Genomic DNA, 13962 nt, shown 5'->3' with positions numbered 1-13962 from the left:
GCCACCGACCGCTGGGCCACTACTCGACGAAGCCGTGTCGAGGTTTGTCAGCCAGCCGCTTGAGCGGGTTCATTCCAGGCCGCATCAGCCGTTTGCAGGTCTACCGAAAACACGCTGATCAAGTTACGCAGTTTTTCCGCGATCACTTGGGCTCGATGCCAGCTCAGGCCGTCCATGACGATATCGATCGCCAACCGATCGTCCGTGCGCTGCACATTGACCTGTTGTGGTGTCAGGCACTGCAATGCAAAAAAGTTGAGTGCTCTGCACAGCAGGTCCGGCTCGGCTTCGGCCAGTAATTGGTAGTGGACGCGGCAGTGAGCGTTGCTGACGTTCCAGACATCGGCGCGGGTGGGCAGGGTGTTGACGGCTTCCAAAGGGGGCATGGTCGGTCTCCAAATTCTCTGGAGGAATTTTTACATTCGTCGCCGGGCATTTCTTATCTATGATTGGCTTTATTGGCGATTTATCGAATCGTTTAATTCAATACTGCGTCACTTAAAGGATTTGTTATGCACAGCGAGCTGGATGGCTACGACCGCAAGATTCTGGCGTTGCTGCAGGAGGACGCTTCACTTTCCAGCGCGCAGATCGCCGAACAGGTGGGGCTCTCGCAGTCGCCGTGCTGGCGGCGGATTCAGCGCATGAAAGAGGAGGGCATCATTCGCGGTCAGGTGACGCTGCTTGATCGCAAGAAGATCGGGCTTAACACGCAGATCTTCGCCGAGATCAAACTCAACGCGCACGGGCGTTCGAACTTCAATGAGTTCACCGAAGCGATTCGCGGTTTTCCCGAAGTGCTGGAGTGTTACGTGCTGATGGGGTCGGTAGATTTCTTGCTGCGGATCGTGACGGCGGACATCGAGGCGTATGAGCGCTTCTTCTTCGAGAAGCTGTCGATGGTGCCGGGGATACAGGAGGTGAACTCGATTGTGGCGTTGTCGGAGATCAAGTCGACGACGAGTCTGCCGGTCTGAAGCCTTGCGGGTGACTGTGCTTGATCGTTCCCACGCAGAGCGTGGGAACGATCAGCGCCGTGGATTACATGCGCAGCAGCATCTTCCACGCACGATTCTGATACACCGCAATCGCCTGCTGCTTACGCGCATCCAGCGATTCATCAGTGATTGGCTCGTTGGCCAGTTGTGCCAACAGTTTCAGCTCACCGTACAGGCGATCCATTTCCGGGATGTCCAGCACGTTGCGGGCGTGATGCAGCCAGGCCTGGATGCGCTCGATGCGCGGCAATTGTTCAGCCAGGTCTTCGGGCTGCTGCTGATAACGCTGCAATTGCAGGGACGTGGCTTCTTCACCCAGCAGGCGCGGCAGCCAGCTGCCCAATTGCGCAGCGCCCTGGCGATTGCCACGCACGTTACGGTCGGCTGCCCAGGTACGGGCCAGTAACCAGCGCGACGTGTTCAGCGAGAACAAGCCCCAGCGCGGGTCTTCCAGTTCTTCAAGGAACTGCTCCGGCGCGGCTTTGCGCACGTCTTCGTCGTCGATACCGGCTTGCACCAGTGGACGCCAGTCTTCGAGCAAGGCATCCAGCGCGACGCGCAGATCGTGAGTCGACTGACGCGGCGCGGCTTGGCCCAGGCTACTCAACAGTGCACGCAATTCCGCCAGGTTTTCGACCCAGTCCAGCAACAGGCGCCAATGGCCATTGAAGCGATACTGTTCGGCCAGACGCTGGCTGCTGCTCAGCAAGTGCCAGGCCAACGCAGCAAATGCGTCGTCCAGCGGGGTTTCGGCGGTGATCTGCGGCGCGGGCAGGCTCAGCGAGTAGCTGTTGGCGTCGTACAAGCGATAACCGCGCTCGGCCTTGCTGATGTCACACGGCATCAGGGCCAGGGTCGCGGCCAGTTCGGCGGCCAGTTCCAGCAACGCGGCGGGTTCGCCTTCGCGCAGTTCCAGTTCCAGCTCGCAGATTTCTTCTTTCTGCTTGCCCACCACCACGTGGCCCAGGTCCAACGCGGCTTCGATGACCACTTTGGTCTTGCCACGGCCCCAAGCGATTTCGGCGCGCTCGCGCACGAAATCGGTGGTGAAAATCGGCTTCAGGGTTTTCTTGTCCAGTTCGGCCAGCTCGACCGGCCAGCATTCGCCGTCGAGTTTCTTCACGTCGAGCTTGGCTTTGGGCAGGTTCCAGTCGTATTCGTTACGCTCGGACAGACCGGCGACGCTTTGGCCGCGGGTCTTGAGCGTTTGAATCACTTCTTCGCCATCCTTGCGCAGGCGCAGGGCAACCTTGGCGCGGGCCAGGTCGCGCTCAGGCGTGTCGAAGTATTGGTTCATCAACTCACGGCGTTCCCAGCCACTTTTGTTGCGTTTTTTCAGGAGCGGGTGCTCGCGCAGGGCGGCGAGGGTTTCGCGGCTGACGCGGAGTTTGATTTCAGTTTCTTTCTGCATGGCCGGAAAATCCAGGATCGGGAGCGCAGCCGGGGGGAATGTGTGGCTGCCAAGGTCGTGCAGTGTACAGGACTCGATCATCCTCCGCGCCGCGACGGTTTATTCCTGTCGCCAGATGGTTCTATGATGGACTTCAATTCGGGAGTGGGAGTCAGCGATGCCTTTGCCGTCCATGAAAGATCAGTTCGCTGCGCTGATCGCCGCACCGTCCGTCAGCTGTACACAGCCCAGCCTCGATCAGACCAACCGTCCTGTCATCGATTTGCTGGCGATGTGGCTTGGCGACCTGGGTTTTGCCTGCGACATCCAGCAGGTCAGCCCCGGCAAATTCAACTTGCTGGCCAGTTTCGGTTCCGGCCCCGGCGGCCTGGTGCTGGCGGGCCACAGTGACACCGTGCCCTTTGATGGCGCCCTGTGGCAGACCGATCCGCTGAAACTCACCGAAGTCGATGGCCGCTGGGTCGGATTGGGCAGTTGCGACATGAAGGGCTTTTTCGCCCTGGCCATTGAAGCCGTCATCCCGCTGCTCGACCAGCCGTTCAAGCAGCCGCTGCTGATCCTCGCCACGTGCGATGAGGAAAGCTCCATGTCCGGTGCCCGCGCGTTGGCCGAAGCCGGGCGTCCGTTGGGGCGCGCGGCGGTGATTGGCGAGCCGACCGGGCTCAAGCCGATCCGCATGCACAAAGGCATCATGATGGAGCGCATCGACATCCTCGGGCAGAGCGGTCATTCCTCGGACCCACGCCTGGGTCACAGCGCCCTTGAGGCCATGCACGATGCCATTGGCGAACTGCGTGGCCTGCGCCTGTTGTGGCAGCGCGAGTTCCGCAATCCACAGTTCGGCGTGCCGACGCCGACCCTGAATCTTGGCTGCATCCATGGCGGCGACAATCCGAACCGTATTTGCGGCCAGTGCTCGCTGGAGTTCGATCTGCGGCCGTTGCCGGGCATGGACCCCAAAGCATTACGGGCGGAAATTCTGCAGCGGCTCAAGCCGGTTGCCGAACGCCATCAGGTGAAGATCGACTACGCGCCGCTGTTCCCCGAAGTGCCGCCATTCGAGCAAGCCGAGGACGCCGAATTGGTCCGGGTCGCGGAGAAGCTCACCGGCCATCAGGCCGAAGCAGTGGCGTTCGGCACCGAAGCGCCTTATCTTCAGCGCCTTGGTTGTGAAACGCTGGTGCTGGGCCCGGGTGATATTGCTTGTGCACACCAACCGGGGGAATACCTCGAAATGTCACGTTTGCAGCCTACGGTGCATCTATTACGTTCATTGATTGAACATTACTGCCTGATGCCGGCCAAAACGCCGATGCCAGTCAGTTGAGCACAACCCCACAGGTTCTGTGCCTGACCGGGTAAACGGTATAAATTGCCAGTGTCCCAACCCGTATTCATGAGGAGAGCGCGCGTGTCGCCAAGCCTGTTCCGACGATAACCATCAGCCCGCTGTGCATTCCAGTTTCACCCATTTTTTGGCTGCTATTTATTACAGGCCCAGGTTCATGCCCGAATACGTTAATTGGCTTCGCCACGCTTCGCCGTACATCAATGCCCACCGGGATTGCACCTTCGTCGTCATGCTGCCCGGCGACGGCGTCGAGCACCCCAACTTTGGCAATATCGTCCACGACCTGGTGTTGCTGCACAGCCTGGGTGTGCGACTGGTACTGGTTCACGGTTCCCGCCCGCAAATCGAAACCCGTCTTGCCGCACGCGGCCTGATCCCCCATTACCACCACGGCATGCGCATCACCGATGCTGCAACGCTTGAGTGCGTAATCGATGCGGTGGGCCAACTGCGGATCGCCATCGAAGCGCGGCTGTCGATGGACATGGCCTCGTCGCCAATGCAGGGCTCGCGTCTGCGGGTGGCCAGCGGCAATCTGGTGACCGCACGGCCGATCGGTGTGCTTGAAGGCGTCGATTATCATCACACCGGCGAAGTGCGTCGGGTCGACCGCAAGGGCATCAATCGTTTGCTGGACGAGCGCTCCATCGTGCTGCTGTCACCGTTGGGCTACTCGCCGACTGGTGAGATCTTCAACCTGGCGTGTGAAGACGTCGCCACCCGCGCGGCCATCGATCTGGGGGCGGATAAATTGCTGCTGTTCGGTGCCGACCTGGGGCTGATCGATGAAAACGGTCGTCTGGTTCGCGAACTGCGCCCGCAACAAGTGCCAGCGCATTTGCAGCGCTTGGGCAGCAACTATCAGGCTGAATTGCTGGATGCCGCGGCAGAGGCTTGCCGAGGCGGCGTGGCGCGCAGCCATATCGTCAGTTACGCCGAAGACGGCGCGCTGCTGACCGAGCTGTTCACCCGTGACGGTGGAGGTACGTTGGTCGCTCAGGAGCAATTCGAGGTTGTTCGCGAAGCGGCGATTGAAGACGTCGGCGGTTTGCTGGACTTGATCAGTCCGCTGGAAGAGCAGGGCATTCTGGTGCGTCGTTCCCGCGAGGTGCTGGAGCGTGAGATCGAACAGTTCAGCGTGGTCGAGCGTGAAGGCATGATCATCGCGTGTGCGGCGCTGTATCAGATTGCCGATTCGGATGCCGGGGAGTTGGCCTGTTTGGCGGTGAACCCGGAGTATCGCCATGGCGGTCGCGGTGATGAGCTGCTGGAGCGCATCGAAACTCGTGCCCGGGAACAGGGGTTGAAAACCTTGTTCGTGTTGACGACCCGCACCGCTCACTGGTTCCGCGAGCGTGGTTTCGAGCCGAGCAGCGTCGAGCGCCTGCCGTCGGCGCGGGCTTCGCTGTACAACTATCAGCGTAATTCGAAGATCTTCGAAAAGTCCCTGTGACCTGATCGTTCCCACGCTCCGCGTGGGAATGCAGCCCGGGACGCTCCGCGTCCCAACAACCGAACGCGGAGCGTCCGTTGAGGCATTCCCACGCAGAGCACGGGAACGATCATAACGAGTGTTATTCAGCGACGAACTTTGCGCTGACATACGCCGAATAATCGGGCAGCACCGTCTCGACCTTCCCTTGCTCCTTCAAAAATTTCGCTGTCTCACCTATTGCCTTGGCCGTACCACCGTCCAGTAACGCGGTGGTCTGTTGCGCCTTGGCATCCGGGAACGCGGAACCGGCCAGCAGCTCCGGCACATCAGCGGCATTGGCACCGGTCAGTTTGGCGATTTTCTGCACGGGCACCGAGTCTGCCGTCCAGCTGTCTTTATGCGCGGCGTAGTCGGCGAAGGAGTCCAGGGTGACCTTGGCGAACTTGGCCACAACGTCTGGATGCTTCTGCGCGTAATCCTTGCGCGCCACCCACACCTCGAACGTCGGTGCACCCCATTGGCCGACCTGTGCTGCGTCGGTCAAGGTCTTGCCCGTCTTGCGGATTTCCCCCAGCGCCGGCGACCAGACAAACGCGCCATCAATGTCGCCACGCTTCCACGCCGCTGCGATTTCCGCCGGTTGCAGGTTCACCACTTTGACTTTGGAGGCATCCAGGCCCCAATGCTTCAGCGCGCCGAGCAAGCTGTAGTGAGAGGTTGAAACGAATGGTGTGGCGATGGTCTTGCCGATCAGATCTTGCGGTTTATCGATGCCGCTGCCGTTGCGCACCACCAGTGCTTCCGCGGCATTGATCTGGGCGGAAACGATAAACGCCACAATCGGCAGATTGCGCGAAGCGGCTGCCGCCAGCGGGCTTGAACCGAGGTTGCCGAACTGTACATCACCGGAGGCAATCGCCGTCACCACTTCCGGGCCGCTATTAAATCGGCGCCAGTCGATTTTCTGGCCTAAGGTTTGCTCGTAAACGCCGTCCGCCTGGGCGACTTTGCTGGGGTCGATGCCGGTTTGATAGCCCACCGTGAGGCTCTCTGCGTGAGCGCTTAAAGAAACCACTAGCAATACATAAACTGTAACAATTAAGCTGGATAGTGCGCGTTTGGTCGTCATGGCGCTGCCTTTCGATGGGTTTGATTGTGGGGTTTGATCAAAGCTAATCGATCTAAAAAAAGGCTAACAAATACCATTTAGGAATTAGCTTATGAGCCGGTGCCTCGCCTCGGCTCAAGGGGAAATCGCTGAGCTAAATTCCTAAAGGGTATGAAAAGAAATTGGGTAATTTCTTTTTGGGCGGACGTCCCGGCAGGAGCGAATTTAATGGGGGTTAGACGATGGTCGTAGACACACATGGTTACGATTGACTTGTGGGTCACGGTCTGGCGCTAATCGCGCACCTTAGGATCCCGGGCATTCGACTCAGGGCCAGGAACACAAGAATTAGAAACGAGAGGAGCTGAACAATGAACAAGTCCACCTTGGCCCTGGCCGTGGCAGTAGGGGTTATGGCGCAGCAGGCAGGCGCCGCGGGTTTCCTGGAAGACAGCAAGGCTTCCGTTAGCTCCCGCACCATGTATTACGACGCTGATATGCGTGAAGGTGCGAGCACAGCTGCTAACAGACAGCGCGAAACCGCTGAAGGGCTCAAGTTCGATTACCTGTCCGGTTTCACCCCGGGTACTGTTGGTTTTGGTATCGACGCCCAGGCGCTCGTTGGTATTCATCTGGATGGCGGCAAAGGGCATCACCCGGTGGGTAACGCCAACTCCTTCTTCCCTAGCGATGGCAATGCTTCGGCGGATGAGTGGAGCCGTTTGGATGGCAACGTCAAGGCGCGCTTCTCGAAGACCGAAGCCCACCTGGGTGGCGCTCTGGCACCCCAGTTGCCGATTCTGCTAGCGAACGACAGCCGTTTGCTGCCTCAGACCTTTGACGGTGGCACCATCACCTCGAAGGAAATCGACAACGTGACCTTCAACTTGGGTCAACTGGAGCACGCGTCGGGTCGCGCCTCCTCCAACAGAACTGGCTTGGCGGTAGCAGGCGGTACTCAGGACAGCAATCAGTTCCGTTACGCGGGTGCTGACTGGAAAGTGACCAAAGACCTGTTGCTGCAGTACTACTATGCGAACCTGGAAGACTACTACAAGCAGAACTTCCTCGGCCTGGTGCACGTTTACCCGATCGCTCCCAACCAGTCCTTCAAGACCGACATTCGCTATTTCGATAGCCGCTCTGACGGTAAGAATGGCGACGTCGGCTACCGCTTCAACAACAACAACGGTTTTGCGAAAACCCCGGGCGAGGTTGATAACAAGACCTGGAGCGCCATGTTCACGTACACCCTGGGCGGTAGCGCGTTCCTGCTCGGGCACCAACGTGTCAACGATGACGGCGGCTTCGTTTTCCTGAACCAAGGCAGTCTTGTTGATGACAAGGGTCGTCAAGAAGGTGCCGGCGGCGCCAGCTTCTACTCGTTTACTGATGCCACGGTTGGCAGCTTTATCCGTGCCGGTGAAAACACCACGTTCGGTCAGTACTCCTATGACTTCGCCTCACTGGGCGTCCCAGGCTTGAAAGCTTCGATTGCTTACTTGAATGGCCAGGACATCAAGGCTACCAACGGTGTTGGTAAAGACCTGAGTGAGCACGAGACCGACGCGCGTGTGGACTACGTGATTCAAACAGGCTTGCTTAAAGGGTTTGGTACAACGCTGCGTCACGGTACTTACCGTGGCAACACCAGCACCCTTGATCAAGACCAGACTCGCTTGATCTTCAACTACACCTACAGCTTCCTGTAAGCACCCTCCCAAAAAGAACCTCGCCTTCGGGCGAGGTTTTTTTATGCCTTGCAATATTCCAAAAAGTGCTTACTTAGTAATTTTTTATTCTTTTTGGCTTTTAGCGCAAGCGCCTAAAGTGGGCGGCAGTTGCGCCGATAGCCTGTGTCACGGCGCCTGTCTATATTCCTGAATGGCATGAAAAATAATGAAATAAATATTTTTAGGTTTAACATGCCGGCCCGAACCACGTGGGACAGACCACGACACTCGATACACGCAGTCCGGTGGACGTGCGGTCTGGCGCTAAATGCGCACTTCAGGATCCGGGGCATTCGACCCAGGACCAAAAAATTAGAAACGATAGGAGCGAAACAATGAACAAGTCCACCTTGGCCCTGGCTGTGGCCGTAGGGGTTTTGGCGCAGCAGGCAAGCGCCGCCGGTTTCATCGAAGACAGCAAGGCTACTTTGGGGCTGCGCAACTTCTACATCAACACCGATAACCGCGACTCTGACGCGGGTACCGCCAAGGTCAAGGCCAACGGCGTTCAAAGCAAGAACGAAGAATGGGGCCAGGGCTTCGACCTGCGCTTCATCTCCGGCTACACCCAGGGCACAGTCGGCTTCGGTATCGACGCAATCGGCCTGCTGGGCGTACGTCTGGATTCGGGTGGCGGCACCAACGGCGCCACTGCCACTTCTTACGGCGGCACGGTTTTCCCAAGCAAGTCCAACGGTGAAGCGGTTGATAACTTCTCCAGCCTGGGCCTGACTGCCAAAGCCAAGATCTCCCAGACTGAGCTGAAGCTGGGCACCCTGCAGCCAAAACTGCCGGTAATCGTGACCAACGATGGTCGCCTGCTGCCGCAAACCTTTCAGGGTGGCCAGATCACCTCGAACGAGATCAAGGACCTGACACTGGTTGGTGGTCAGATCGAGCACGCCAAGGGTCGTAACTCCAGCAACAATGAAGCGTTGTCGATTGCCGGTGCGAACTCGCCTACCTCTACGGGTCGTCGCAGCAACAAATTCATCTACGGCGGTGGCGACTACAAACTCACCAAAGACCTGACGGCCCAGTACTACTACGGCAACCTGGAAGACTTCTACAAGCAGCACTTCCTGGGTCTGCTTCACAATTGGTCGATCGGTCCGGGCGTACTGAAGTCCGATTTCCGTTACTTCAACAGCCGTAACGATGGCGCCAACGGCCATGACTCCGCCTACTACACCACGGGTGACTACGGTACTGGCATCACCAAAGGCAAAGTCGACAACAACCTGTACAGCGGCCTGTTCCTGTACTCGGTTGCCGGTCACACCTTCGGTGGCGGTTACCAGGTCAGCAGCGGTAACAGCGATTTCCCTTGGCTGAACCAGGGTGACGGCTCGTCGGCTTACATCACTACCGACTCGCAGATTTCCAAGTTCGCTCGCGCTGGCGAACGTACCTGGCAAGCTCGCTACTCGTATGACTTTGCCAAGCTTGGCCTGCCAGGCGCAACTGCCGGCATCGTTTACCTGCGTGGCGACGGCATCGACACCACCGGTAAAGTGGGTGCTGCTCAGACGAGCGTCAACGCAACCGGTCGTTCCGAGTGGGAACGCGACCTGACCCTGGCGTACGTAGTCCAGGCAGGTCCACTGAAAAACCTGGGTCTGACGTGGAAAAACGCCATGTGGCGCAACGATGTCCCAGGCCAGCGCGACCAGGACGAAAACCGTCTGATCGTCAGCTACTCGATCCCGCTGTTGTAATAGCGTGTGGGAGCGAGCCTGCTCGCGAAAACGGTGTGTCATTCAGCAAAATTTGTGACTGACACGGCACCTTCGCGAGCAGGCTCGCTCCCACAGTGGCTAATCGAAGTAAAAAAAGCCCCGCCCGGCATCTCGCCGGGCGGGGCTTTTACGTTTCAAGGCGAGGTCACCCCCGTAATCCCGCCTTGAATATTTCCCTCTTTGCAGCAACTCAAGGCCTTCTCGAACCTTGTGAGCGATAGTCTTCTCGATGTTCACCAAGGTCCAGTGAACAGATCTTTAATATTCATTTGTGATCTAAACAAATGGATATTTATTCTTTTTAATCCATAAAAAACTTAGGCACAGTTGAGCTCAACAGCACTCACCAGGAGCAGCACCATGAGCCTCAGACTGGGCGACATTGCCCCCGACTTCGAACAGGAATCCAGCGCCGGCACTCTTCGTTTCCACGAATGGCTGGGCGATAGCTGGGGCGTGCTGTTTTCCCATCCGGCGGACTTCACCCCGGTGTGCACCACCGAACTGGGTTTCACTGCAAAGCTCAAGGATGAGTTTGCCAATCGCGGCGTCAAAGCCATTGCCCTGTCAGTTGACCCGGTGGACTCGCACCACAGGTGGATCGAGGACATCAACGAAACCCAGAACACACGGGTCAATTTCCCGATCCTTGCCGATGCCGATCGCAAGGTCTCGGACCTCTACGACCTGATTCATCCGAATGCCAACGACACCCTGACCGTGCGCTCGCTGTTCGTGATCGACCCGAACAAAAAGATTCGGCTGACGATTACTTACCCGGCAAGCACCGGGCGCAACTTCCACGAAATCCTGCGGGTGATCGACTCGTTGCAACTCACCGACAACTACAAGGTGGCCACACCGGCCAATTGGCAGGACGGTGATGAAGTGGTGATCGTGCCGTCGCTTAAGGATGAAGACGAAATCAACAAACGCTTTCCAAAGGGGTATCGCGCGGTGAAGCCTTACCTGCGCCTGACGCCACAACCGAACCGGTAACTCGGCTAACTATCGTTCCCACGCTCTGCGTGGGAATGCCTCAAGGGACGCTCCGCGTCCAGTGACGCGGAGCGTCACGGGCTGCATTCCCACGCGGAGCGTGGGAACGATCACCATAAAGCAGGGGATTTAAGGCCGTTTCGACGGCCTATTTTTTTGCCCGGAAGAAGTAAAATTTCATATCTCTAAAGTGCATAACCAAATGAATAAATATGATTTATGGATATAACAATCACCTGTTAAGGTCACTTCCATCCAAGCGAGATTGCAAACCGCGAATCGCCAAGACCCTTCAAGGAATCATCTGAATGCTGGTTGTCTCACTCGGCGGCAGTCCCAGCCAACGCTCCCGTTCCGGGGTGCTGCTGGAGCGCTCCCAACGCTGGTTGCAGGAGCAAGGTGTGGAAGTGGTGAGTTACCAGGTACGGGACTTCCCGGCCGAAGACTTGCTGCACGCACGCTTCGACAGCCCGAAGGTGATCGACTTGCTGCAACAGATTGAAAACGCGGATGGCCTGCTGATCGCCACGCCGGTTTACAAGGCATCGTTCTCCGGCGCTCTGAAAACGGTGTTGGACCTGCTGCCCGAGCGCGCCCTGGCGCACAAGGTAGTCTTGCCGATGGCCACCGGCGGCAGCATCGCCCACATGCTGGCGGTGGATTACGCGCTCAAACCGGTGCTGTCGGCGCTGAAAGCCCAGGAAATGCTCCACGGGATTTTCGCCGTAGACAGCCAGATCGCTTACGGCGAAGGCAGCGCCCAGGCGCAGTTGGCGCCAGAGCTGGAACAACGACTGACTGAATCGCTGGAGCTGTTTTTCAGCGCCATGGCCCGACGGCCCAAGCCGCTCGATCCGAACTTGTTGAATGAACGTTTGTTGAGTGCTCGCTGGAGCATTTGACGCTTTTTAATTTTTTAGTTTGAAAAGTCGCCGAGCGAAGCTCAGGCACTTTTCGAACAAAAAATCACCTTACTCAGCCGCTAACGGCTTAGCAGGTGCAGCCAAAACCCTACTGCAAAAAGGAGAGCGCTATGCGCACTGTCATTTTGCGTCGTGGTCTGGTCGCTCTGTTTATTGCGGCTGTGTCCTTCGGCGCCATCACTCAAGCTCAAGCCGAAACGCTGCGAATCGGTTATCAGAAATACGGCACCCTGGTGCTGCTCAAAGCCAAAGGCACCCTCGAAAAGCGCCTCGCCGCCCAAGGCGTGGACGTGCAATGGACTGAATTTCCAGGTGGCCCGCAACTGCTCGAAGGCCTGAACGTCGGTTCCATTGACTTCGGTGTCACCGGCGAAACCCCGCCGGTATTCGCTCAAGCGGCGGGTGCCGATCTGCTCTACGTCGCCTACGAACCACCAGCGCCCCACAGCGAAGCGATCCTGGTGCCAAAGGACTCGACGATCAAGTCGGTGCAGGACCTCAAGGGCAAGAAAGTCGTCCTGAACAAAGGCTCCAACGTTCACTACCTGCTGGTTCGCGCGCTTGAAGACGCCGGCCTCAAATACACCGATATCCAGACCGTTTTCCTGCCGCCGGCCGATGCCCGCGCCGCGTTCGAACGTGGCAGCGTCGACGCCTGGGTGATCTGGGACCCGTACCAGGCCGCTGCCGAACAACAACTGCAAGCGCGCACCCTGCGCGATGGCCAGGGCATCGTCGACAACCATCAGTTCTACCTGGCAACCAAGCCTTACGCACAGAAAAATCCGGAGGTGATCAAGACCCTGGTGGAAGAAGTGCGCGCGGTCGGCGAATGGTCCAAGGCCAATCCTGAAGATGTGACCAAACAGGTATCGCCACTGCTCGGCCTGCCAGCGGACATCACCCTGACCTCGATGAAACGCCAAGGCTACGGCGCGCTGTTCCTCACGCCGGAAGTGGTCGCCGCGCAGCAGAAAATCGCCGACACCTTCTACCAGCTCAAGCTGATTCCGAAGCCGCTGAGCATCAAAGACGTGATCTGGACGCCCCCGGCAGCCGTTGCCAAAGCTCAGTAACCAAAAGCCCAGTCACTCGATTCCCTAAGGAGACCACTCCATGAGCCTCAATATCTTCTGGTTCCTGCCCACCCACGGCGACGGCCATTACCTTGGCACCGCCGAAGGCGCTCGCGCCGTTGACCACGGTTATCTGCAACAGGTCGCGCAAGCGGCGGATCGACTGGGCTTCGGCGGGGTACTGATTCCCACCGGTCGCTCGTGCGAAGACTCGTGGCTGGTGGCCGCATCGCTGATCCCGGTGACCCAGCGTTTGAAGTTTCTTGTCGCGCTGCGCCCCGGGATCATTTCCCCGACGGTGGCCGCGCGTCAGGCCGCGACGCTGGATCGCTTGTCTGGAGGTCGTGCGCTGTTCAACCTGGTCACCGGCGGTGATCCGGAAGAATTGGCCGGCGACGGTTTGTTTCTGACTCACGAAGAACGCTATCAAGCTTCGGTGGAATTCACCCGCATCTGGCGTCGTGTGCTGGAAGGCGAAACCGTTGATTACGACGGGCAGCACATCAGCGTGAAGGGTGCCAAGTTGCTCTATCCGCCGATTCAGCAACCGCGTCCGCCACTGTATTTCGGCGGCTCGTCGGAAGCGGCGCAAGACCTGGCGGCAGAGCAGGTGGAAATGGTCCTGACATGGGGCGAACCACCGGCCGCCGTTGCCGAGAAGATCGAACAAGTGCGCGCCAAAGCCGCGAAGCTCGGACGCACCGTGCGCTTCGGCATTCGTCTGCATGTGATCGTGCGCGAAACCAACGACGAAGCGTGGCAAGCGGCGGATCGGCTGATCTCGCACCTGGACGACGACACCATCGCGCGCGCCCAGGCTTCCCTGGCGCGCTTCGACTCGGTCGGCCAGCAACGCATGGCCGCGCTGCATGGCGGTAGCCGTGACAACCTGGAAGTGAGCCCCAACCTGTGGGCCGGTGTCGGTCTGGTACGTGGCGGGGCCGGTACAGCATTAGTGGGCGATGGTCCGACCGTGGCCGCTCGCGTGAAGGAATACGCGGACCTGGGCATCGACACTTTCATCTTCTCCGGTTATCCACACCTGGAAGAGTCCTATCGCGTCGCTGAATTGCTGTTCCCGCATTTGGACATCGAACGCCCAGAGCTGCCGAAAAGCGCCGGTTACGTCAGCCCGTTCGGCGAAATGGTCGCCAACGACATTCTTCCCAAAGCCGCGTCCCAGAGCTGA

12 protein-coding genes are annotated in these 13962 nt (G+C 58.5%); 9 read left to right on the top strand and 3 right to left on the bottom strand.

The annotated features are described in order from the left end of the window. Window positions 1–47: 47 nt before the first annotated feature. The gene (locus tag QRN31_RS15725; protein WP_285432978.1) at window positions 48–386 is read right to left on the bottom strand and encodes an ACT-like domain-containing protein; all 339 of its coding nucleotides are present in this window, start codon (window positions 384–386) and stop codon (window positions 48–50) included. A 126-nt stretch (window positions 387–512) separates the two neighbouring features. Here QRN31_RS15725 and QRN31_RS15720 point away from each other — a divergent pair, with 126 nt between their 5' ends. Beyond that, window positions 513–977: an Lrp/AsnC family transcriptional regulator gene (locus tag QRN31_RS15720; protein ID WP_285432977.1), complete on the top strand. Its 465-nt coding sequence runs from the start codon at window positions 513–515 to the stop codon at window positions 975–977. Window positions 978–1041: 64 nt separating this feature from the next. Here QRN31_RS15720 and QRN31_RS15715 read toward each other — a convergent pair whose 3' ends face one another. Beyond that, window positions 1042–2409, bottom strand: a complete 1368-nt coding sequence (locus tag QRN31_RS15715) for a CYTH domain-containing protein (RefSeq protein WP_285432976.1) — start codon at window positions 2407–2409, stop codon at window positions 1042–1044. A gap of 157 nt (window positions 2410–2566) precedes the next feature. On the opposite strand from QRN31_RS15715, the gene argE reads away from it, so the two are divergent. Together argE and argA are read left to right on the top strand one after the other, a co-directional pair. Further along, window positions 2567–3736: an acetylornithine deacetylase gene (gene argE / locus QRN31_RS15710; protein WP_285432975.1), complete on the top strand. Its 1170-nt coding sequence runs from the start codon at window positions 2567–2569 to the stop codon at window positions 3734–3736. 178 nt (window positions 3737–3914) lie between these two features. Then, complete coding sequence (gene argA, locus QRN31_RS15705; RefSeq protein ID WP_285432973.1) at window positions 3915–5213, top strand: amino-acid N-acetyltransferase; 1299 nt, start codon at window positions 3915–3917, stop codon at window positions 5211–5213. A 121-nt stretch (window positions 5214–5334) separates the two neighbouring features. Here argA and tauA read toward each other — a convergent pair whose 3' ends face one another. Then, on the bottom strand, window positions 5335–6324 hold the full coding sequence (gene tauA / locus QRN31_RS15700; RefSeq protein ID WP_285432972.1) for a taurine ABC transporter substrate-binding protein: 990 nt from the start codon (window positions 6322–6324) through the stop codon (window positions 5335–5337). A gap of 350 nt (window positions 6325–6674) precedes the next feature. Between tauA and QRN31_RS15695 the strand changes: the two genes are divergently transcribed. The 6 genes from QRN31_RS15695 (at window position 6675) to ssuD (ending at window position 13962) form a co-directional block, all read left to right on the top strand. Next, window positions 6675–8015, top strand: a complete 1341-nt coding sequence (locus QRN31_RS15695; protein WP_285432971.1) for an OprD family outer membrane porin — start codon at window positions 6675–6677, stop codon at window positions 8013–8015. Window positions 8016–8371: 356 nt separating this feature from the next. Further along, a complete protein-coding gene (locus QRN31_RS15690; RefSeq protein ID WP_285432970.1) occupies window positions 8372–9754 on the top strand; it encodes an OprD family porin in 1383 nt (460 codons plus the stop codon). Window positions 9755–10135: 381 nt separating this feature from the next. Next, the gene (locus QRN31_RS15685; RefSeq protein ID WP_285432969.1) at window positions 10136–10774 is read left to right on the top strand and encodes a peroxiredoxin; all 639 of its coding nucleotides are present in this window, start codon (window positions 10136–10138) and stop codon (window positions 10772–10774) included. 308 nt (window positions 10775–11082) lie between these two features. Beyond that, window positions 11083–11676 (top strand): NADPH-dependent FMN reductase, encoded by a 594-nt coding sequence (gene ssuE / locus QRN31_RS15680; RefSeq protein WP_285432968.1) that lies wholly within the window; start codon window positions 11083–11085, stop codon window positions 11674–11676. 131 nt (window positions 11677–11807) lie between these two features. After that, window positions 11808–12773, top strand: a complete 966-nt coding sequence (locus QRN31_RS15675; protein WP_285432967.1) for a sulfonate ABC transporter substrate-binding protein — start codon at window positions 11808–11810, stop codon at window positions 12771–12773. A gap of 40 nt (window positions 12774–12813) precedes the next feature. Continuing rightward, on the top strand, window positions 12814–13962 hold the full coding sequence (gene ssuD, locus QRN31_RS15670; RefSeq protein ID WP_150657605.1) for an FMNH2-dependent alkanesulfonate monooxygenase: 1149 nt from the start codon (window positions 12814–12816) through the stop codon (window positions 13960–13962).

The sequence above is a fragment of the Pseudomonas sp. fls2-241-R2A-110 genome (assembly GCF_030209165.1).
Classification (GTDB): Bacteria; Pseudomonadota; Gammaproteobacteria; order Pseudomonadales; family Pseudomonadaceae; genus Aquipseudomonas.
The sequence above is the reverse complement of the archived record's forward strand: the minus strand, read 5'-3'. Positions and strand labels throughout refer to the sequence as shown.